General features: G+C 46.4%; 24 protein-coding genes. 6 read left to right on the forward strand and 18 right to left on the reverse strand.

Annotated elements, in window-relative coordinates:
* Positions 1-12: 12 nt before the first annotated feature.
* The 3 genes from KNP04_RS00980 to KNP04_RS00990 form a co-directional block, all read right to left on the reverse strand.
* Positions 13-246, reverse strand: coding sequence for a DUF896 domain-containing protein (locus KNP04_RS00980; RefSeq protein WP_074033199.1), 234 nt, complete (start codon positions 244-246; stop codon positions 13-15).
* A 60-nt stretch (positions 247-306) separates the two neighbouring features.
* A complete protein-coding gene (locus tag KNP04_RS00985; protein WP_214821673.1) occupies positions 307-951 on the reverse strand; it encodes a YneB family resolvase-like protein in 645 nt (214 codons plus the stop codon).
* A gap of 71 nt (positions 952-1,022) precedes the next feature.
* Complete coding sequence (locus tag KNP04_RS00990) at positions 1,023-1,259, reverse strand: hypothetical protein (protein WP_214761519.1); 237 nt, start codon at positions 1,257-1,259, stop codon at positions 1,023-1,025.
* Between the two features lie 203 nt (positions 1,260-1,462).
* Here KNP04_RS00990 and lexA point away from each other — a divergent pair, with 203 nt between their 5' ends.
* Together lexA and KNP04_RS01000 are read left to right on the forward strand one after the other, a co-directional pair.
* Positions 1,463-2,083, forward strand: coding sequence for a transcriptional repressor LexA (gene lexA / locus KNP04_RS00995; RefSeq protein WP_031423487.1), 621 nt, complete (start codon positions 1,463-1,465; stop codon positions 2,081-2,083).
* Positions 2,083-2,523: a metal-binding protein gene (locus KNP04_RS01000; RefSeq protein ID WP_214820090.1), complete on the forward strand. Its 441-nt coding sequence runs from the start codon at positions 2,083-2,085 to the stop codon at positions 2,521-2,523. Before lexA ends, KNP04_RS01000 begins: the two co-directional genes overlap by 1 nt.
* A 132-nt stretch (positions 2,524-2,655) precedes the next feature.
* On the opposite strand, the gene glnA is transcribed toward KNP04_RS01000, so the two are convergent.
* From glnA to hflX, 4 genes are all read right to left on the reverse strand, one after another.
* Complete coding sequence (gene glnA, locus KNP04_RS01005; protein WP_214692727.1) at positions 2,656-3,996, reverse strand: type I glutamate--ammonia ligase; 1,341 nt, start codon at positions 3,994-3,996, stop codon at positions 2,656-2,658.
* Positions 3,997-4,043: 47 nt separating this feature from the next.
* Positions 4,044-4,448, reverse strand: a complete 405-nt coding sequence (locus KNP04_RS01010; RefSeq protein WP_074033204.1) for a MerR family transcriptional regulator — start codon at positions 4,446-4,448, stop codon at positions 4,044-4,046.
* Positions 4,449-4,540: 92 nt separating this feature from the next.
* Entirely contained in the window at positions 4,541-5,839 is a 1,299-nt protein-coding gene (locus KNP04_RS01015; RefSeq protein WP_214874482.1) for a methionine gamma-lyase family protein, read from the reverse strand.
* A 2-nt stretch (positions 5,840-5,841) separates the two neighbouring features.
* Positions 5,842-7,089, reverse strand: a complete 1,248-nt coding sequence (gene hflX, locus KNP04_RS01020) for a GTPase HflX (protein ID WP_214874483.1) — start codon at positions 7,087-7,089, stop codon at positions 5,842-5,844.
* Positions 7,090-7,190: 101 nt separating this feature from the next.
* Here hflX and KNP04_RS01025 point away from each other — a divergent pair, with 101 nt between their 5' ends.
* Positions 7,191-8,195: a tyrosine-type recombinase/integrase gene (locus KNP04_RS01025; RefSeq protein WP_214874484.1), complete on the forward strand. Its 1,005-nt coding sequence runs from the start codon at positions 7,191-7,193 to the stop codon at positions 8,193-8,195.
* Between the two features lie 31 nt (positions 8,196-8,226).
* On the opposite strand, the gene KNP04_RS01030 is transcribed toward KNP04_RS01025, so the two are convergent.
* A complete protein-coding gene (locus tag KNP04_RS01030) occupies positions 8,227-9,282 on the reverse strand; it encodes an enoyl-CoA hydratase/isomerase family protein (RefSeq protein ID WP_214874485.1) in 1,056 nt (351 codons plus the stop codon).
* 88 nt (positions 9,283-9,370) lie between these two features.
* Entirely contained in the window at positions 9,371-10,168 is a 798-nt protein-coding gene (locus KNP04_RS01035) for an enoyl-CoA hydratase (protein WP_214874486.1), read from the reverse strand.
* A gap of 158 nt (positions 10,169-10,326) precedes the next feature.
* Here KNP04_RS01035 and KNP04_RS01040 point away from each other — a divergent pair, with 158 nt between their 5' ends.
* Positions 10,327-10,746 (forward strand): MarR family winged helix-turn-helix transcriptional regulator, encoded by a 420-nt coding sequence (locus KNP04_RS01040; RefSeq protein WP_214820097.1) that lies wholly within the window; start codon positions 10,327-10,329, stop codon positions 10,744-10,746.
* A gap of 48 nt (positions 10,747-10,794) precedes the next feature.
* Here the strand turns inward: KNP04_RS01040 and KNP04_RS01045 are convergent, their stop codons facing one another.
* Together KNP04_RS01045 and KNP04_RS01050 are read right to left on the reverse strand one after the other, a co-directional pair.
* Positions 10,795-11,343, reverse strand: a complete 549-nt coding sequence (locus KNP04_RS01045) for a GNAT family N-acetyltransferase (RefSeq protein ID WP_214820099.1) — start codon at positions 11,341-11,343, stop codon at positions 10,795-10,797.
* 15 nt (positions 11,344-11,358) lie between these two features.
* On the reverse strand, positions 11,359-11,727 hold the full coding sequence (locus tag KNP04_RS01050) for a hypothetical protein (RefSeq protein WP_214820100.1): 369 nt from the start codon (positions 11,725-11,727) through the stop codon (positions 11,359-11,361).
* A 158-nt stretch (positions 11,728-11,885) separates the two neighbouring features.
* On the opposite strand from KNP04_RS01050, the gene KNP04_RS01055 reads away from it, so the two are divergent.
* A complete protein-coding gene (locus tag KNP04_RS01055) occupies positions 11,886-13,040 on the forward strand; it encodes an MFS transporter (RefSeq protein ID WP_214874487.1) in 1,155 nt (384 codons plus the stop codon).
* A 104-nt stretch (positions 13,041-13,144) separates the two neighbouring features.
* Here the strand turns inward: KNP04_RS01055 and KNP04_RS01060 are convergent, their stop codons facing one another.
* Positions 13,145-13,939, reverse strand: a complete 795-nt coding sequence (locus KNP04_RS01060; protein WP_214874488.1) for a hypothetical protein — start codon at positions 13,937-13,939, stop codon at positions 13,145-13,147.
* A gap of 88 nt (positions 13,940-14,027) precedes the next feature.
* Between KNP04_RS01060 and KNP04_RS01065 the strand changes: the two genes are divergently transcribed.
* On the forward strand, positions 14,028-14,576 hold the full coding sequence (locus tag KNP04_RS01065) for a DUF4256 domain-containing protein (protein WP_214874489.1): 549 nt from the start codon (positions 14,028-14,030) through the stop codon (positions 14,574-14,576).
* A gap of 690 nt (positions 14,577-15,266) precedes the next feature.
* On the opposite strand, the gene KNP04_RS01070 is transcribed toward KNP04_RS01065, so the two are convergent.
* From KNP04_RS01070 to recA, 6 genes are all read right to left on the reverse strand, one after another.
* Positions 15,267-16,448 carry a glycine C-acetyltransferase gene (locus KNP04_RS01070; protein ID WP_214820108.1) on the reverse strand — a complete coding sequence of 394 codons (1,182 nt, stop codon included), beginning with the start codon at positions 16,446-16,448 and terminating at the stop codon, positions 15,267-15,269.
* A gap of 13 nt (positions 16,449-16,461) precedes the next feature.
* Positions 16,462-17,538 (reverse strand): L-threonine 3-dehydrogenase, encoded by a 1,077-nt coding sequence (tdh, locus tag KNP04_RS01075; RefSeq protein WP_214874490.1) that lies wholly within the window; start codon positions 17,536-17,538, stop codon positions 16,462-16,464.
* 166 nt (positions 17,539-17,704) lie between these two features.
* Positions 17,705-17,965, reverse strand: a complete 261-nt coding sequence (locus KNP04_RS01080; protein ID WP_012726477.1) for a stage V sporulation protein S — start codon at positions 17,963-17,965, stop codon at positions 17,705-17,707.
* Positions 17,966-17,991: 26 nt separating this feature from the next.
* Positions 17,992-18,786, reverse strand: coding sequence for a TIGR00282 family metallophosphoesterase (locus tag KNP04_RS01085; protein WP_214692776.1), 795 nt, complete (start codon positions 18,784-18,786; stop codon positions 17,992-17,994).
* Positions 18,787-18,834: 48 nt separating this feature from the next.
* Complete coding sequence (gene rny / locus KNP04_RS01090; RefSeq protein ID WP_214748227.1) at positions 18,835-20,397, reverse strand: ribonuclease Y; 1,563 nt, start codon at positions 20,395-20,397, stop codon at positions 18,835-18,837.
* 187 nt (positions 20,398-20,584) lie between these two features.
* Positions 20,585-21,634, reverse strand: coding sequence for a recombinase RecA (recA, locus tag KNP04_RS01095; protein WP_074033216.1), 1,050 nt, complete (start codon positions 21,632-21,634; stop codon positions 20,585-20,587).
* Between the last annotated feature and the right edge of the window lie 68 nt (positions 21,635-21,702).

A 21,702-nucleotide genomic window follows, 5' to 3' on the forward strand; every position in this document is an offset into this window, starting at 1 on the left:
GTGCATTCAGCATCACTCGCCACGATAGCGTTTTTGATCTTCTTTCAATTTCTCTGGTGTGACGTCGTTTCCTTCTGGATCGACGACCTTCATACCCATCATTTGCGATTTGAACGATTGACGGAACGCCTTCAAATATTCTTGGCGTAAATCTTGTTGTTCGTTCATCTCATCTTGAGACAGTCCTTCTGTCTTCGCTTTGTTGGCGAGGAAATTGATTCGCTCCAATTGTCCTGGTGCTAACATCTGACTCGCCCCCTCTCTAGTGAATTTGTTCTTATACTTTACAAAATCAGAGAGGAAGAATCAAGTTTCAGCTACTGACTGGTGCTCGAGATACCGTCGATTGACGGTCGCTTTCGACACTTCATAACCGAATCCACGGAGTGTTGCCGCAATCTCAGCAAATGTCAACCCACGCTCGCGCAGTTGGATAATCTCCTCAATCGGCACTTCGATTCGATGTCGTCCACCTTGATCATTGTTTTGAATATTACGCTGTGGATTGAATCCGTTAGCGACAGCACGGCGCATCCCGCGAGAAATTTTAGCGTTGTGAATTTTACGTTGATACTCTTCCACAACACTGACAATCTCTAATACCATTTTTTCGGCATCAGAAACGACATATTCCGACGTCGATTGCATCGTCAGCAACCGAACGTCATGCTTCATCAATGTATGCAAGATGGCAATCTTGGCATTCCCTCGTCCCAGGCGACTGTCGTCCGTGACAAGCACGGCATCCAAATCAGACATCGACACATGGTCAAGCAAATCAAGGAGCCCCTGTCGATTCACATCATATCCACTCTCTTGCTCCGTGATGATCTCTATGACTTCTGCCCCTAGTTGCGAAGCTAGATGCTGTAATTCATCGACTTGCCGACTGAGTGATGTCTCTTGGGTGGACTTGTTCGTCGATACCCGACAATAGATGACGACTCGCATCGCATCACTCCCTTTCATCGCATTCATTCCTTACGATACACAGTTCCAGAACGGTTCGCAACGATCAACAATCACTCAGCGGCATACCATTTTGTTTTTCGTTCATTATGCTCTTCTCGCTCTGCCATAATTTGCGCTTCGAGTGATTCCGCTTGGGCATAAGCGACTTCTTCTTCAATCGTACGTTCCGTAGTGACGACCGGTTCGACTACCGCCGGTTCCCCCCGCATCTCCCCTGCCAAATAAAAAGCGAACATCCCGACCAAGAGCATCCCGACTAAAATGATTCCGTTAAGTGTATCTTTCATGATTGCATTGCCTCCTGTATAAGAATATATGTTCGTTAGAACGTTTGTTCGTTTATCTGTTCTCATCATAAAACAAGAACCCGTGTTCGGTCAACACAAAAAAACGAACGAATGTTTGTACGCTCATGTGTTCTTGTGTTACACTAGACACATAAAGAATAGGATGCGTTTGCAGGTTATTCGATTACATCGAGGTGAACATAATGAAAAAAATGTCAGCGCGACAACAACAGATTCTTGATTTCATCAAAGACGAAGTTCGGGCAAAGGGATATCCGCCTTCTGTTCGTGAAATTGGAGAAGCCGTCGGCCTTGCTTCTAGTTCGACCGTACATGGTCACTTAGATCGTTTGGAAAAACGCGGGTTGATCCGTCGAGACAAGACGAAACCTCGCGCGATTGAAATTTTGACTGAAGATATGCCGACAATGGAAGAACAAGAGTCCGTCATGTACGTACCGGTCATCGGGAAAGTCACTGCCGGGACACCGATCACCGCCATCGAGAACGTAGAAGAGCACTTCCCGCTCCCAGCACATATCGTCGGTTCAGATAATGTATACATGTTGTCTGTCTCTGGGGATTCGATGATCAACGCAGGCATCTTAGACGGAGACCGTGTGCTCGTCCGCCAGCAGAGCACGGCCGACAATGGAGAGATTGTCGTTGCTATGACGGAAGAAGGCGAAGCGACTGTGAAGCGGATTTATAAGGAAGCTTCAAAGGTCCGCCTTCAACCGGAGAACGACGAGTTAGAAGCGATGTATTTTGACAACGTCTCGATTTTAGGGAAGGTCATCGGTGTATACCGGACGATTCATTAATGGCTAGTGGCAAGACCCATACCCGAACGAATCTCGTGGCAACCGGCGCACTTGCGGTTGCCACGCCTTTTATTGAAATCGATATTCCGTTCGCATTGATCATCGGTGCGATTATCGGTACACTCTGGCTCTCCCCAGATCTTGACTTAAAATCAGATGCCTATTACCGATGGGGTCCACTTAAATTCATATGGCTCCCATACGTAAAGCTCATGCCGCACCGTTCGCTCTTTTCGCATTTACCTGTTTTGAGTGACCTAATTCGGATTGCGTACATCGGCTTTCCACTCATTCTACTTTTGCCTTTCACGGCATATGAAACAGAAATTCGGTCGTGGGTGGACGTTCACGGCATGTCGTTCTTTTTAGGTCTCGTATTTGCAACGACGCTACACACGATGCTCGACTATACATCAACATTTTTTAAGAAAGCATTCTGAACAATTAAAAGGACCACCTGCCGATTTTTTCACGGAGGTGGTCTTTTTTACTTAAATGGCATAGTAAATGAAAGAGCACGGAACAATCTTCAGATGAAGGTCATTCCGTGCTCTTTTTGCATATTTCTTCTATTAGTAGAGCGTCATGTACTGATCGCGTTCCCACTCCGTGACTTGCATACGGAACATATCCCACTCGATTTCTTTCAATTCGAGGAAGTGTTCGCCGATGTGCTCACCGAGTGATTCCATCACGACTTTGTCCGCACGAAGGACTTCGAGTGCGTCGAAGAGCGTTGCTGGGAGATCGTCGATTCCGTTCGCAACACGCTCTGGCTTGTCCATCACGTAGATGTTGCTGTCGATTGGTTTTGGAGCATTCAAATCTTTTTCGATTCCGTCAAGACCTGAAGCCAAGAGAGCTGCAAGTGCAAGGTACGGGTTCGCTGCCGGGTCAACCGAACGTACTTCGATACGAGTCGAGAGACCACGCGCCGCTGGTACACGTACGAGTGGTGAACGGTTGCGTGCGCTCCATGCAACGTAGCAAGGTGCTTCGTAACCAGGTACAAGACGCTTGTAAGAGTTCACAGTCGGGTTACATACTGCTGTGAACGCACGAGCGTGCTCCAAGATACCAGCTGTGAACGCGCGAGCTGTGTCTGAAAGTTCCATGTCGCCATTCGGATCGTAGAAGACGTTTGTGTCACCTTTGAAGAGTGACATGTTCGCGTGCATTCCTGAACCGTTCACTCCAAAGAGTGGTTTTGGCATGAATGTCGCGTGAAGACCATACTTCGCAGCGATCGTCTTAACAACGAGCTTGAACGTTTGGATGTTATCTGCCGTTGTGACAGCATCTGCGTATTTGAAGTCGATTTCGTGTTGTCCTGGTGCAACTTCGTGGTGTGATGCTTCGATTTCAAAGCCCATGTTTTCAAGTTCGATGACGATTTCTTTACGGCAGTTTTCACCGAGGTCAACTGGCGCCAAGTCGAAGTATCCACCTTGGTCGTTGAGTTCAAGTGTCGGACGACCTGATGCGTCTTTCTTGAACAAGAAGAACTCTGGCTCTGGTCCAACGTTGAACGCTGAGAAGCCAAGTTTTTGCATTTTCTCAAGGTTACGCTTGAGTGTACCGCGCGGGTCACCACTGAATGGTGTACCGTCTGGGTTATAAATATCACAAATTAAGCGAGCGACTTTTCCGCTGCCATCTGTCCACGGGAAGACAACCCATGTGTTGAGGTCTGGATATAAGTACATGTCTGATTCCTCGATGCGGACGAATCCTTCGATTGACGATCCGTCAAACATCATCTTGTTATCAAGTGCTTTGTCCAATTGGCTGATCGGCACCTCGACGTTTTTGATTGTTCCGAGGATATCCGTGAATTGAAGACGAATAAAGCGTACGTCTTCCTCTTGTGCGATGCGTTTAATGTCTTCTTTTGTGAACGTTTTTCTGGCCATGGTAAAATGTCCCCTCTCACATTGTGTAATGGTTGATGTGCGCGGCGTTATCGATAAAAACGTGAAAGCTCGCCTTGAATGAGCGACGTCTTATTAAAACGACCGGCTTCTTGAAGCTGTGTTTTCAACAAATGATGTAACTCTTTTTCCGAAACCTTTGGTGCTTCATTGACCGGTGCGGCCGGAGCAGACGTTTCCGCTTCTTTTTCACCTTCTTGCTCTAACATGTGGCGAATCGCCGCCAAATTAAAGCCTTGGTCAATGTAATCCTTGATTGCGAGTAGACGTTCGACATCATTAAAGGAATAAAGCCGTCGTTTCGATTCCGTCCGACTAGGCGAAATCAGACCCTGTTCTTCATAATACCGAATCTGTCTACCAGTCAGTTGCGTCAGATCTTGGACGATTCCAATCGGAAACAATGGGTTGGAGCGACGAAATTGATCAGCCATCCTTACCCCTCCTTTTCTGTCTCACAATGTGAGAATAATACATGACAACAATTCTGTCAATAGATGTTAAGAAAGTTAACATGACAGAACGGTTACAAATGTGCTTGCTGATTTTGGTCGTTAAATTCGACCAGTCCTTTATCGTGTAATTGGCTCAACGCCAACATAAGAGCGACCTTCACATGGGCATACGTCAGACCACCTTGAACATACGCTGTGTATGGTGCACGAAGCGGTCCATCCGCTGACAACTCGATCGATGATCCTTGAATGAACGTCCCTGCTGCCATGATGACGTCATCCTCATATCCAGGCATATAGGCCGGAACGGGTAACGCATGAGCGTTTACCGGCGATGCCATTTGAATGCTTTGACAAAACGCAATCATCTTCTCACGGTCGCGGAACGTCACCGATTGAATCAAGTCCGTTCTCGGAGTCGAATAGTGTGGGTCAGTCTCAAACCCAATCAACGATAAAAGGCTTGCCGTCAAGTGTGCCCCTTTCAATGCCTGTGCGACAGTATGAGGAGCCATATAAAAGCCTTGATACATTTCTTGAAGCGAATAGAGTGATGGTCCGGCTTCACTTCCGATACCTGGAGTCGTCATCCGGAACGAACAACGTTCAATCAGTTCTTTCGTCCCTGCGATATACCCTCCCGTCTTCGCCAATCCGCCTCCTGGGTTTTTGATCAAGGAACCCGCCATCAAGTCGGCTCCGACGTGCGTCGGTTCAATTGTCTCGACAAATTCACCGTAGCAATTGTCCACGAACACATACACATGCGGATGCGCCGCTTTGATGCGTTCGATGGCGATCTTGATTTCTTCGACTGGAATACTGCGACGATTCGCATATCCTTTCGAGCGCTGAATCCCGACGAGTTTCGTTTCTGGACGAATTCGTTCGATGACGCGGTCGATGTCGATTTCACGTTCTTCTTTTAATTCAACAGTGTCGTAATGGACACCGAGTTCTCTTAGTGAGCCGCGACCGTCTCCACGGATGCCGACGATTTCCTCGAGCGTGTCATATGGCTTCCCTGTGATATACAGCAATTCGTCACCTGGTAGGAGGACACCGAACAAGGCAATCCCGATCGCATGCGTACCCGAGATAATTTGCGGACGGCATAATGCGAGCTCTGCTCCGAACACGTCTGCATAAATCGATTCGAGCGTGTCACGACCGAGATCATCATATCCATACCCCGTCGTCGGATTAAAATGGAAATCCGATACTTTGTGCTTTTTAAACGATTCGAGAACACGATACTGGTTGAACTCAGCCGTCTCTTCAATCTTCTCAAAAAATGGTTTCACTCGTGCCTCGGCCTTTTTCACATACGGCGCGAGTGCATCATAATGTTCAATCTTTTCTTGCCACATACTTACACCTCAAATTGTTTTAGCGTCGCATATAGACGCGTGTCTTCTCTCATATAACCTACCAACTCGACAGAACCATCATCCAAGAAGTTTTCTTCAAGACGGTACATCGCCTCCTTGGCTGGGTGGTAATGTTCAAAAGCCGTCACCGGTAAGACGACGTGGACTTTTGTTAAAATGTCCGAGATTTTATCTTCGAGTGCACCAGTCAACTGTTCGATATCTTCTGATGCGATCGCAGAGATCAACAGCGGTCCACCGACGAAGTCTTCCGTGAGCCGGTCTTTCTTATTATATACCTCGAGTTGTGGGACCTCACTCGCACCGAGTTCTTCCAATACCGCATTCGTCGTATCAATTTGGTTCAAATAATGTGGGTTCGATGCATCGATGACGTGGAGGATCAAATCAGCACCGACCACTTCTTCCAAAGTTGAACGGAAAGCGGCAACGAGTTTCGTCGGTAAATCACGAATAAATCCGACCGTATCGGTAATCAACACTTTTCCGCCGCGTGGAAGTTCGAGTTCACGTGTCAACGGATCAAGTGTTGCGAACAACTCATCCTGTTCATACGTATCTGCATCCGTCAATCGGTTAAAGATTGTCGACTTCCCAGCATTCGTATACCCGACGAGCGCGACCTGGAAGACGCGATTTTCTTTCCGACGTTCCCGGTAGCGATCCCGGTGTGCGACCGTTCCTTCGAGTTGTTTGGTAATCTCATCGATGCGACGCTTGATGTGGCGACGGTCCGACTCAAGTTTTGTCTCACCCGGTCCACGAGTCCCGATTCCACCACCGAGTCGCGAGAGCTGTGTCCCTTGCCCGATGAGACGTGGTAGTAAATAGTTCATCTGCGCGAGTTCGACCTGCAATTTCCCTTCGCGCGATTGCGCACGGCTCGCAAAGATGTCTAAGATGAGCTGCGTACGGTCAATCAGCTTCATCTCATCCGGGTCGTTCAAGGCGATGCGAATGTTCTTCGACTGCGCCGGTGTCAACTCGGCGTTAAAGATTAACAAATCCGGCTCGAACTGTTCGACGAGCATCGCGAGCTCTTCAATTTTCCCTTTCCCGATAAAGGTACGACGGTCGACTTGCTGACGTTTTTGGTCGAGTCGGGCGACGACTTCACCTTGCGCCGTATCCACGAGTTCGACGAGCTCGCCCATCGACTGTTCATATGTCCAATCATCGACATTCGGTAACTGACAGCCGACGATGACAACTTTTTCACGTTCTATCATGTAATCCCTCATTCCATAAAGTCTCACCTTTCATCTTACCACGAATCAACGTATAGAGAACGTCCGTTTGTGGTAGGATAAAAGAAGAAGGAGGCTCGACCATGACGAAACGTAGAAAAGACTATCCGCTCCCGGAATTTATCGAAACGTACTTGTATCATCTCGGAGCAAGCGGCCGTCAACCCTCGACGCTAAAACGATATCGCTACGACTTGATTGACGTGCATAAATACTTTCACGACCACAATGTCGAACTGAACGAACCGACGGACTGGTTAGACGTCCCCATCGAATCGTGGAAGACGTTTGTGAATGACTTTTTAATCGAAGAGAAGCACTATCAACAGGCGACCGTCGCTCGAATCGTCACGGTCATCAATAGCCTGACCCACTTTTTAAATCCGCTTCGGAAGAAGATGCTTGCCTACTCGCAGCCGGCGCATACGTTGTCCATCGACCAGATCGCACTCGAGTCTGAATTCGACCGACTCGTCCATACGATTCGTTCAACGAGAGGATTGAGCGAAAATCAGTTGCAAGCCCACCCATATCTCGTCAATCGGAACGAATTGATTGTGACACTCTTCTATAAATACGGTTTGCGCGTCCATCACATCATTCGTTTGCGTATGAGCGACTTGCATCTTGCCGATCATACTTTTGACGTGTATGACCGCCTCGGAAACCAGTTCACATTAAAGCTGTCACAGCAAGACCAATCGTTACTCATGAACTACCTAGCTGACATTCCGACACCGGTACGACCACGCTGGTATTCCGAAGATCCGGTTTTCGTTTCATTCGATTTCGCACGGATGACGTTCCGCTGGGTATATGCGAAAAATCAGCCGAAACAACTAACGATCGTCATGATCACGAAGATGATGCGACAACTAAACGAACGGAGCGGGCTCGCGCGTTCTGTCACCCCGTCAATGCTTCGAAACGCCCATGTGTTAAAAACATATGCGAGCGATATGACGCCATCCGAGCGGATGAACCTTACCTGTATGCATAAAGAATCTTCCTTACGTCGATATGAACAGGCGTATGAAGAATTTGGAACTAAGTTGTTCGAGTCAGACGAAAGACCCGCCCTCTCGTGAAGGGCGGGTTTTGTTCTGTTATTTAGCGGAACTATACCGTTTTGAAAAAAAGAGCAACTTGCCGTTCTGTCACTTCGTCAAGTTTGGAAGGACTCCATTTCGGATTACGATCTTTATCAACAAGTACCGAACGGACCCCTTCATAAAAATCATGACATTTCATAAAATTCAATGCGAGGTTTCGTTCCATATCAAAACACGATCGGAGAGATTGTCCTTTCCCTTTTTGTATTTGACGAAGGGTCACCTTTAGTGACGTCGGCGATTTAGATAGAAGTGTCCTCATTGTGCTTCCTGCCCATTCATCCCCTTGATTTGCAGATTCCTGAAGTGAAGAAATGATTTCTTCAACCGTTTCAAACCGAAAGTGATGATCAATTTTGTCTTGTACCGATGACATTGAAGAAGAAAGAGTGACAGGTCTTTGGAATGATTCCAATAGCTGTTCAAGTTCCATTTCAACTGAATCCGTCATCCATCGTTTTCCCATCATCTCTTCTTTTAACTTTGGCCAATCTTTGCTCTCAATAAAATAGTCAGCCGCTCCAATATAGAGTACATCGGATGCCTGAAAAACATTAGCGGTTAGAGCGAGGTATTTACCAACAAAACCAGGCATTTGATTTAAAAAATAACTTGCCCCGACATCAGGAAAAAAACCGATGTTCATTTCAGGCATTGCCCACTTTGATGATTCTGTGACAATCCGGTGCGAGGCACCAATGGATAGTCCAACACCACCTCCCATGACTATACCATCCATAAATACGACGACTGGTTTTGGATAATGATGAATCTCATAGTCTAACTCGTACTCAATCGAAAAGAACTGATTGGCGTAAGCTTCAATACCTTTTTCTTTTAGATCGTATAAGGTTCGCATATCTCCACCTGCACACAAACCTTTTTCGCCTTCTCCATAAATACATACTAATGAAACTGTGTCATCTAGCTTCCATTTTTTTAGCTGTTCATTCATCGTATCTACCATGTCAACGTTTAAAGAGTTTAACGCACGGGGGCGATTCAGCTTGATCCACCCAATTCCATTTTGAAGTTCTGCGACGACACTTTCTCGATCATCCACTATCAATCACCGCCTTGAAGATTATATTGGTTAATATAAATTAAACACGACATATACATACTGAAAACAAATTGAAATGTTCAGATCATTATTTATCTTGGAATTCTGCTTCACGTTTTTCGATAAAAGCATTGACCCCTTCTTTCATATCTTCCGTTGTAAACAACCCTGCCCAAAGGTTTGCTTCAATCGCCAGACCTTCTTCTAATGTTGTTTCCAAACCTTTATTTACCGCCTCCATCGTTGCCGCAATCGATGATCGACTCTTTTTAAGAGCAATGGTTTCGGCAAGTCGTTTCGCTTCATCCATTAATTCGACAAGGGGCACTGATTTGTTCACTAAGCCAATTGATTCCGCTTCTTTCCCACCAATGATTTTACTAGTCAAAATCATTTCAAGAGCCTTCGACTTATTCGTAAGCCGTGCCAAACGTTGCGTACCTCCAAAGCCCGGTATTAATCCTAAGTTCAGTTCAGGTTGCCCAAGCTTGGCTTCATCTGCAGCGATCCGCATATGACAACTCATTGCAAGCTCCAAACCCCCACCTAAGCAAGCTCCATTAATCGCAGCAATGACAGGTTTGTTTAATTGTTCGATTTTATTTAAGACAGATTGTGCTTCTACAGATAGAGATTTTCCTTTTTCTTCACTATCGAACGCAGATACAAATTCTTTGATATCAGCACCTGCAATGAAAAATTTCCCTTCCCCTGTAATCACGACTGCCTTTATCTCTGAATCATTCGCGACATAATCAACACAGGCTGACAATCCGCGAACCGTCTCTGAACTGATTACATTTGCTGATGGATTATTGATGAAGAGATAGGCTACGTGATTTTCGACTTTTACATAGCAATTTGAAAATTGAATTTCATTACTCATTTTTTGTTTTCCTCCTCATTTTGCCTTACTTTTAATCATGAAGTTGATTTCTAGCTGGTAAATCTTGATTCGTATATAAAATTGTTCGGTACCAAAACTGTTTCACCACAGAATTTAACATGATATGATGAATAGTGTCAAGATAAGGGGAGAACGATATGGAATTGAAAGATTGTATTAACTTTTTACTAAGCGCTAGCCAGAATAAGGTTTTTAAAATTTTCAGCAAACTACTAGAAGAATATGAAGTGACTCCAGCTCAATATGGGGTATTGAATTGTTTGTGGAGGGAAGGACAGCTTTCACCGAAACAGATTGGGGAAAAGTTGTATCTAGAAGCTCCGACAATTTCAGGAATACTCGATAAAATGCAAAAATCAGGACTCATCGAGCGTTCGATTGATCCTGATAATCGTAGAAACGTATTGGTTGTACCTACTCAAAAAGCTGAAGAATTGAGAAGTGGAATCGAAGCTGCGACAGTAGAACTGAATGAAAAAGTTTTCGAAAATTTATCGCATCGAGATGTGGAAATTCTAAAAAATTCACTAGAAATAATCATCCAAACCGATTATTGACCTGCACAAAGGACATTCTCCCATCATGAGAGAATGTCCTTTCTATTTTTATCTTACCCACTCACTCCGTAGCAATCCGTAAACGACATGGTCGACATAATGATCATATAACCATTCCGCATCACGAATGGTCCCTTCATCTTTGAAGCCGAAACGTTCCGGAAGTGCCCGACTCTTCAAATTCTTTGTCGCGACTCGAATCTCAATTTTATTTAGTTTAAGGTCTCGGAATCCATACTCGATGATGGTCCCGAGTGATTGACTCATGATGCCCTTCCCTTGAAAATTTTGTCCGAGCCAATACCCAATCGTGCCACATTGGATTCCACGATCGATTTCATTAAATCCGATTGTCCCGGCAAGCACGCCTTTATAAATCACAGCGAATGATTTTGGGAATCCACCCGTCTCAATCAGTCCTTTGATTCGTCCTTCTATGTTCTGCTTTGAGTCTTCTACTGTTTCAATGTAGTCAAGCCAACCGAGCCACTCTCGCAGATAAGGTTTCGATACCATCGTTAGTTTGAATAGTGCTTCTGCATCGTCTGTATTGAACATTCTCAATGCGATCTCGTCATTTATTTTATAATCAAGCATATGGATTCATCCTTATCATTCGTTATTTATCAATTCGCCTTTATACGTCACTGCAACCTCAATTGGATTGATGACATGTGCACTTAGTCTTTCAAACGTAGCAATTAAGCTATATTGATCAATGTTCAACTCAAAAATCTCTTGTATGTATGAGGTTTGCCAACTCGCTTCAAAAAACCACTTGAAATGTTCTCTATAGTCCCAACCGTCATTTGATCCGACGATATGTAACTCTTTTTCATAGAATTGCGGAAGCTCTGCCCCAACACTAATGGCTGTAGCGATGGTTTCAATCAAAGCTTGATCTGCTTCAAGAGCTGGTACTCGTGTTGTAACCCACTCCAACTTCTTTTTACCGACTAGTTTCAAAGCTTGTTGATTCATTCCCCCCTCCTAATATTTACAATTGCGATCATATGACAAGTTTACAGAATTAATCAAATTTTGTATAATTATTTTCATATTATTTTATGAAGAGGTGTAAATGTGTAAAAACGATTCGTCCAACCCACCCAATTGAATAGATTCGGAGGAGATTTGTGATGAAATCGTTTTACACATTGCTCGTTAGCCAATGGCTCGCAAACATTGGCGATGTCCTATACATCGTCGCGCTCATTGCCTCGTTGTATCAACAAACCGGGTCCGCTTTCATGGCGGCCAGCTTCCCGATTGCCGTGACTGCCGGTATGACACTCAGCGGACTCTTTTTCGCCCGTATCCTCAGCCGCTACTCGCTAGGGAAAACGCTCGTCCTGTCACAACTGATGAAGACGGTCACCCTTGTTCTCGTCCTCTTAACGGATTCGATTCTAGTTCTCGGACTTGTCGTGTTGATCGCTTTCCTCGATGGGTTCGCGCGTCCGATCCAAGCGTCATTCATCCCAAGATTGACGAAGAATCGTCAACAAGCAAACAGCCTGGTTCAAGGGTCCAACCAGTTCATCCAGCTCGCCATGTGGCCACTCGGGACGATGCTCGTCTCTTTCACGTCGAGCGCTTTCGCATTAATCGTTTCACTCGTTCTTTTCAGCCTCTCTACGATCGTGACGATATACTTCTATCAATCGCTTGCGGAAGTCGTCGATGATGGAACGGATGAATCGATTACCTTACGCGCTAGTCTTACTTATGTAAGAACGTCACCATTCGCCCGTCGTGTGACATGGTTTGTGACGTATGAATCATTTGTCAGCACGCTCTGGATTTCGGCATTACTTCTCGTCTATCTCGAGCGACATCTACAAGTCGATACGGGCTGGTGGGGGACGCTCAACGCAGCATTTTTGATCAGTATGATTGCGGCGAGTGCCCATCTTTATCGGTCTCGACGAGCGCCATCGTTACCGTCGACCGCTATCATATCCATTGTTGCCGCCCTCTTGTTCGGCATGACTGCACATCTCGCGTTTGCGATTTTGGCGTTAGTCATTCAAGGCGCAGCTACACAAATCCGCATCATCCAGACGAACACCGTCATTCAAGAACAGATTCCGGCTACACAGCTTCCTTATGTATATAGTGTGCAACAGACAGGATACGCCCTTGCATTCAGTGTGGGGAGTTTGCTGTTCGGTCTTCTCGCGGACGGACTACCGATTGATTCGGTTTACCTTCTCGGAGCACTTTTGACCCTTCCGTTGATTTGGATCGGACGATTAACTGAACAGTCCATGTTAACCGTATCATCTGTATAAGCAACAGGCGCCTTCTCTAAAAGAGGGCGCCTGTTGTATAGAATTTTCCACCGAAATAAATAGTTGGACGTTCTATTCAATTACAATCCAGTGTTTAATTTTCCCTATTCGTCACTCCCGTATTGAAATACTCCTACGCCATAGCCTTGCTTCATATCTCCTAAAATAAAAAGTGACAGAATACACGCTTCGGTCTTAATCAAAAAACGAATTCCTTCTAATTCTCCACTTGCCTCAATCATCGTAACCAATTGAAGAAGTTCAACTTCAGATACATTTGAAAAATTACAGGTCATCATATAGTCATTCGACCACATCCATTTTTCATTATGTTCAATACTGTACTCACACTTTGTCTGATCTGCCCATTTTTTGAGATCAGATAGAAATCGATTATTCTTCGACAGCACCTGAAAAGAAGATACGTCTAGGAATGTAAATAGTCGGGAGATGAACGATGGGGCCGATGTCACTTTTGGTAACCCAAATTCCCTCCAGTTGCTGTCCGACGGTAAGTTAAACACTCTTTCACTCTTCAGTGAATACGAATCAGGATCATGAAAGTCGTGACTATGAGCACATAAGAAATCAACAGTCGAGATACTTTGTTCATTTGGATAATCGACTCGTGCATGTGTTGAATAAATCTCACGACGATACGGATCATACAAAAAGAGAAGTCGACCCTCTATATACACGCCCAACGGTAAGCTTAAATCAACGTACCGAAGTCGTCCTAATTGTGACTTTGTGACAATCACATCAAGTTCACAGTAGTCTGTGACTCGATATGAACCGACAGGCAATCGACTCAAATAGTCTGTTTTCAATGTGAACAGATCAATTGTCTGAAATGAGTTTACCTTTAGATGCTCAACGTTTATTTCATCAAAATTCAATTTGGATTCCCCTTTCTCACAATAGAATAGACAAACAGTATCGACTAATATCGTATACTAGAAGAAACAAATGATCGGAGTGATTCCCATGTCGAAGCTTTCACACGAAGAAACACTCGAGTTATTAAATACGTTAGAGTCTCGCTTTACCGAAAACGTTGAACGTCATCCTGACCTCATCTGGTCAGACGTATTGGAACGAATTCAAGTTAATCAGGACAAGTTGGCTACACTCTCCTTAATGGAACAGACCGGCGGAGAACCAGACGTGATTCGTCTCCCAAACGGAGATCTCGCTTTTTGCGACTGTTCAGTCGAGAGTCCGAGCGGTCGACGAAGTCTCTGTTATGACGAACCAGCTCTTGAGGCACGTAAAAAGAATAAGCCCGTCGGAAGCGCGGTCGCCCTATCTGAACAGATGGGCATAACCCTTCTCGACGAAAAAACATACCGACATTTACAAACGCTCGGTCAATTCGATTTGAAGACCTCGAGTTGGATTCTGACACCGAATGAGATTCGTCAAAATGGCGGCGCCCTGTTCTGCGACCGCCGTTATGATCACACTTTTGTCTATCACAATGGTGCAGATTCTTATTATGCGTCTCGAGGATTTAGAGGGATACTCATGATTTAAGCAAGGCAATGCGCCTTGCTTCTTTTTTATCGGATTAACCAACTAAGGAATTGCGGAATATACATGATGAAAAACAAACTGACAGGAATCATTGCAATTAATCTTAACACCCACATAATTCTACTTTTCAACTTCCGAGAGTAGAACAACAATGCACCAAACGTAATCGCATTCGCTGTCAAATTCGGTTCTTCTATCCCGTTCTCAATCCATTGCTTGAAAAAAACCTTCCATCCAGGAAAGGATTCGAGGGCGAACGACTCACTGAAACTCGGTGTAAGGTTGTATTTCAGCCTCACAAACCAGGCTCCTATATAGACAGAGATGAATAAGAGCGCGTAGCACATTAGTACAACGTTCCACAATTTCTCTTTCCAACCCTCACTCCGAAAGTACAAGACATATACCACAATCAAGACACTAAAAATCACATTTATGATGAATGGTGGTGAAATCGTTAGAATGGAAAACGTCTCTCGATCTAACACCATTCCCACTTGAAATATTCCTTGCTGAAACATAGCTTTTCCTCGCTCTTTTTGATTTATAAAAATCTAATAATACGGTAATTGAAATATCAAAGAAAATGCTACATTTCTCGTTTACCCTATCTATGCTCTATCTGAATATAATCGATTTCGTGTACAGATCTCATCAAAAAACTGCAGACAGATTGTCTGCAGTCCTCGTTTATGCGTGTAGTGTCACATTCAATTCTTCTGCGACTGTTTTGAACGCCTCAAGTGCACGTTCGAGGTCATCTCTTGTGTGCTCCGCTGTGACGATGGTCCGGATGCGTGCTTTTCCACGCTCAACCGTCGGGAAAGCGATACTCTGAGCGAATACGCCATGCTCTTTCAATTTGTCTGAGAACGTATGCGCAAGCGTCTCTTCGCCAAGCATGACCGGGGTGATTGGTGTCGTCGCATGTCCGATATCGAAACCGAGGTCACGTAGGCCGTTCTTGAAGAATTCCGTGTTCGCCCACAACTTGTCGAACAACTCTTCTTCCTCTTTCATGACACGGATCGCTTCACGGTTCGCCGCTACGACTGCCGGTGGATGTGATGTCGAGAAGAGGAACGGACGACCTTTGTGGATCAAGTAATCGCGTACGTCTTGTGAACAGGCAACATAGCCGCCTAAGACACCGATTGCCTTCGAGAGCGTCCCGACCTGTAACGCGACACGTCCGTCTAAACCGAAGTGGTTGACCGTTCCGCGACCGTTCTTCCCGAGAACGCCAGATGCGTGCGCATCATCGACCATGACAGCAGCGTCATATTTCTCTGCAAGTTCGACGATTGCCGGAAGTGGTGCGATGTTCCCGTCCATCGAGAACACTCCGTCCGTCACGACGAGACGCGTTCGATAATCCTGTGTCTCTTTTAACGCCTTCTCCAAGTCTTCGAGGTCGACGTGCTTATAAATGCGTCGCGCCGCTTTCGTGAGACGAATTCCGTCGATGATTGACGCATGGTTGAGTGCGTCACTGATGACGACATCTTCCGGTCCGAGAAGTGCAGACAAGACCCCGAGGTTCGTCGCGAATCCTGATTGGAAGACGAGTGAGGCTTCCGTATGTTTGAACTCGGCGAGTTCGCGCTCGAACGCTTCGTGCATCTCGAACGTACCAGCAATCGTACGCACTGATCCTGTTCCTGCGCCGTACTCTTCGACCGCTTCAATCGCTGCCTGCTTCAAACGTGGATGATTCGCAAGTCCGAGGTAGTTGTTTGATGACAGCTGGACGAGTGACTTCCCGTCGATTGTCACTTCGTTCCCTTGTGCCGATTCGAGTGGGACAAGCTTACGGAACGTCCCCTGTTCTTTCATCTCATTGATTGCTTCTGTAATATGTTCAAATGCCATGTTGTTTCCCCCTTTAAGGTATTAAGACGACCTTCCCACATTTCCCTGCCCGCATGAGTTCGAACCCTTTTTCGAACTCTTCGAGCTTGAAGACGTGCGTGATGATCGGTTCGACATTCAACTGACCTGTCGCGAGCATCGTCGAGACTTGGCCCCACGTCTCATACATCTTCCGTCCCGTAATTCCTTGGACACGAACACCTTTAAAGACCACATCACGCGTAAGGTCGATGGCGACCGGACGAGCCGGGAGCGACAAGACGTTGACATCCCCGCCTGCCGTGACCATTTTGAACGCCTGGTCGATGGCAATCGGATGACCGCTCATCTCACAGACGACATCGATTCCGTCTCCTTCCGTCTCCCGTTCAATCAATTCGAGCGGATTCTCTTCTAAACTGTTGATGACGACATCTGCCCCCATCTCTTCTGCGAGCTTTAAGCGATACGGATTGACATCAATCGCATAGACGCGACTCGCACCAGCTGCTTTGGCAACGCCTACCGCCATGAGTCCGATTGGTCCGCATCCGACGATGGCGACCGATTTGGCAGACACGTCACTCGCTAGCACCGTGTGTACCGCGTTTCCGAGCGGTTCTTGAATGGATGCAAGTTTGGCCGGCATCGTTTCCGGGTTTACCCATAGGTTCTCTTCAGGCATAACGACGTATTCTGCAAAACAACCTTGCGTGTCCACACCGATGATTTTTGTATTTTTACAGATGTGATACTGTCCACGCAAACATTGTTTACACTGATGGCAGACGATATGAGTCTCAGCGGATACGGTCTGTCCGATTTTGATGCGTTTCGTCCCTTCCCCGAGTGCCACGACTTCTCCCGAAAACTCATGACCGAATACATACGGTGGTTTGACGCGGCTCTGTGACCATTCATCCCACTCATAGATATGAACATCGGTCCCGCAAATCGATGTCGCTTTGACTTGAATGAGTACTTCTCCAGGCCCTGGCGTCGGAACTGGTACCTCGACCAGTTTTGCCCCAAAACCGGCCGTGTGCTTTTGAATCGCTTTCATTACTGGTGTCGTTGTTTCCTTCTCTGTGGTTGACACGAGTTGTTCCATTGAAAACGTCCCCCTCTTGTCTCTTATGATCGAACGATACGTTCTTTATCATCTTGTCATAAAATGACGAAACTGAGAAGACGGAACGTCCATTTTCCACAAAAAAAGAGGAGCCATCCGCGCCGATGGCTCCTCTTCACAAGAATAGGACCTATGTCCCGACCGCTCATCGTGGCTCAATGATGAGCTTGATGGCAGTACGTTCCTCTCCGTCAATCATAATATCGGTAAAGGCTGGAATGCAAATCAAATCGAGACCGCTTGGCGCGACGAAGCCTCTGGCGATCGCGACGGCTTTGATGGACTGATTCAGCGCACCTGCCCCAATCGCCTGTATCTCACACGTTCCTTTTTCACGTAGCACACCCGCTAAAGCACCCGCAACGGAGTTAGGGTTCGATTTTGCCGAAACTTTGAGTACGTCCATTCTTGTTTCCCCCTCGGGTAGGTTGTTCAATCAAACCAGACGGTCTGATCATCTAGGTGTATTCGTTCGATTTTTGTCGCTCGTTTCGTCTGATCATCGATTGTAATGAAAACTCCATTAAGTTGTTCCCGTCCCTCGGCAACTTCAAACCGAACTGGGAGTTGTGTCATAAATTTTTTTAAAACAACGGATGCATCCATCCCGAGTACCCCGTCAAGTGGACCCGTCATCCCGACGTCGGTAATATACGCTGTCCCGTTCGGCAAGACACGTTCATCTGCCGTCTGTACGTGCGTATGCGTCCCGACTACGGCTTGGGCACGCCCGTCAAGGTGATACCCCATCGCAATCTTCTCACTTGTCGCCTCGGCATGGACATCGACGAAGATGGCGTCTACCTCGTCACGCACTTCTTCAACGAGACGATCGACGGTACGGAACGGACAGTCAAGGGATGGCAAGAAGACATTGCCCATGACGTTAATGACTGCCAATTTCTTTCCATTTTGTTTTAACTTCATCATCCCGACCCCAGGTGTCCCGTCCGGATAGTTTGCTGGACGGACGATCCGGTCGGCATCGTCGATCCAATCAAAGATGTCACGGTTATCCCATGTATGGTTCCCCATCGTCACCCCATGGAAGCCGAGTTCTAAAAACTGTTGATAAATCTTTTTCGTGAGACCACGACCGTTTGCCGCATTCTCACCGTTGACGAGCATGAACGTCGGGTTGTATTTGTCTTTCAACCGACCAATCTGATTGCTCAAAATATCTCGACCGGGTTTCCCGACGACATCACCGATAAATAAAATTTTCATATAAAATCCTCCCTCAAACAGAAAAAGCGGAGAAATTCTCCGCTTCGTTTACTTCGCATAATCGACGGAACGTGTTTCACGAATAACCGTCACTTTAATTTGTCCAGGATAATCGAGTTCATCCTCGATTCGTTTACAAATATCGCGTGCCATCTTACCGGCGACGACATCGTCGACGACGTCAGGGCGAACGATAATCCGAACTTCACGTCCCGCTTGAATCGCATACGATTTCTCGACACCTTCAAACGACTCACAGATTGACTCGAGTCGTTCGAGACGGCGAATGTAGCTTTCTAGCGTCTCTTGACGAGCTCCAGGGCGAGCTGCCGACAAGGCGTCAGCTGCTGCGACTAGTACTGCAATCGTCGATGTCGCCTCAACGTCCCCGTGGTGGGAAGCAATCGAGTTGATGACGACCGGATGTTCCTTGTACTTCGTTGCAAGCTCTACTCCGATTTCGACGTGACTGCCCTCGACTTCGTGGTCGATCGCTTTTCCGATATCGTGCAAGAGTCCAGCTCGCTTCGCGAGTGTGACGTCTTCCCCGAGTTCGGCTGCCATCATCCCGGCAAGATGTGCCACCTCGACCGAGTGAGACAAGACGTTCTGTCCATAACTCGTACGATAGCGCATGCGACCGAGTGTCTTGACGAGGTCTGGATGGAGTCCGTGAATACCGGCTTCGAAAGTAGCTTCTTCTCCGTACTCACGAATGCGCTCATCGACTTCACGACGAGACTTCTCTACCATCTCTTCAATGCGAGCCGGGTGGATGCGCCCGTCTTGAACGAGTTTTTCGAGCGTCATTTTGGCGATTTCACGGCGAACCGGATCGAAACCTGACAAAATGACCGCTTCTGGCGTGTCATCGATGATGAGATCAATTCCAGTCAACGTCTCGAGCGTACGGATGTTACGTCCTTCACGCCCGATGATGCGACCTTTCATCTCATCACTCGGTAAGTTGACGACAGATACCGTCGTCTCCGCGACATGTTCAGCAGCGTATCGTTGCATCGTGAGAGATAAGAGGTGTTTCGCTTTTTTATCCGCTTCTTGTTTTGCTTTTTGCTCGATTTCTTTTTGAAGGAGAGCAGCATCGTGAAGCGCTTCCTGCTTCGCTTCGTCCATGATGATGGTACGTGCTTCATCTTTCGAGAGGGCTGCCACGCGTACAAGTTCTTGGCGTGCCTCTTCGTATAAGTCCTCCACTTTGCTTTCGAGCATTTCTGCTTCACGTTTGCGTTTTTCGAGCCCGCGCTCCTGTTCATCTAGCGAATCTTCTTTCCGCTCGAGCATATCTGCTTTGCGGTCGAGAAGCTCTTCTTTTTGAACGAGGCGATTCTCTTTCACTTTCTGGTCTTCGCGACGTTCACGCAATTCTTGTTCCGTCTCATTACGAAGTTGAATCATCTCTTCTTTTACTTCAAGCCGTGCTTCTTTTTGCATCGCTTCCGATTGTTGTTTTGCTTGTTCTACAATCTTAGTCGCTTCCGTCTCGGCACCTTGAATCTTCGCTTCGGCGATCGATTTACGCACAAAAAAACCTGCAACAAAAGCTATCGGCAAAAGGAGGATCAGAATAAGCCAGTATAGCCATTCCATCATGTTCACCTCCCTTTCGCAAGGTTATTTTATTTTTTTAATAAGTGAGTAACGCAGGCAAGCCCGCGCATAACTTTATTGTACTTATTTAAGAGAGAGAATGCAATGCACGGACAGGATAGAACTACCAATTGCCTAAAAATTATACTAAAAAAATCTCACTCGGATGATTCCGAGTGAGACCATGTGCTTATTCGTCATCAAGAAGTGAGAGAACTTCGTCGTCTTCACCTTCAACTGTGACTGTTTTTTCTCCGTTCAAGCCGTAGTGATCACGAATTTGACGTTCCACTTCGGCCGCGATGGCTGGATTTTCTTTCATGTATTGTTTCGCATTTTCACGACCTTGACCGAGACGCTCCTCGTTGAACGAGTACCATGCACCGCTCTTTTGAACGATATCGAGGTCTGCACCGATGTCGATGAGTTCCCCTTCACGTGAAATCCCTTCACCGTACATGATGTCGACTTCCGCCGTCTTGAATGGTGGTGCAATCTTATTTTTTACAATCTTGATCTTCGTACGGTTCCCGACCATATCTTGACCTTGTTTGAGCGTTTCTGCACGACGTACTTCGAGGCGTACTGAAGAGTAGAACTTCAAGGCACGACCACCAGGTGTCGTTTCCGGGTTACCAAACATGATTCCAATTTTCTCACGAATTTGGTTGATGAAGATGACGATTGTTTTCGATTTGTTCGTTGCACCAGACAATTTACGAAGTGCCTGAGACATCAAACGAGCTTGAAGACCGACGTGCGAGTCTCCCATCTCCCCTTCGATTTCGGCTTTCGGTACGAGTGCCGCAACCGAGTCGACGACGAGGATATCAACTGCTCCCGAGCGAACGAGCGCTTCAGCGATCTCGAGCGCCTGTTCTCCTGTATCTGGCTGAGAGAGCAACAACTCATCGATGTTGACGCCAAGATTTTTAGCATACTTTGGATCGAGCGCATGCTCGGCATCGACGAACGCAGCTTGACCGCCACGTTTTTGAACTTCTGCAATCGCATGAAGAGCAACAGTCGTCTTACCTGAAGATTCTGGTCCGTACACTTCAATGACACGACCGCGTGGATATCCACCCGCTCCAAGTGCGACGTCGAGGGCAATCGACCCAGAAGGGATGACCGATACTTGTTGGTCTGTATTTTCACCAAGGCGCATAATCGAGCCTTTACCGAATTGTTTCTCAATTTGGCGCAATGCCATTTCTAACGCTTGTTTACGATCACTCATAGATAAATGAGCCTCCTTTAATTGATACTTTCATTATACGTGAACATATAGCGATACACAAGTTTTTT

This window comes from Exiguobacterium sp. CH10 (assembly GCF_018617635.1).
GTDB classification, from domain to species: domain Bacteria; phylum Bacillota; class Bacilli; order Exiguobacteriales; family Exiguobacteriaceae; genus Exiguobacterium; species Exiguobacterium aestuarii_A.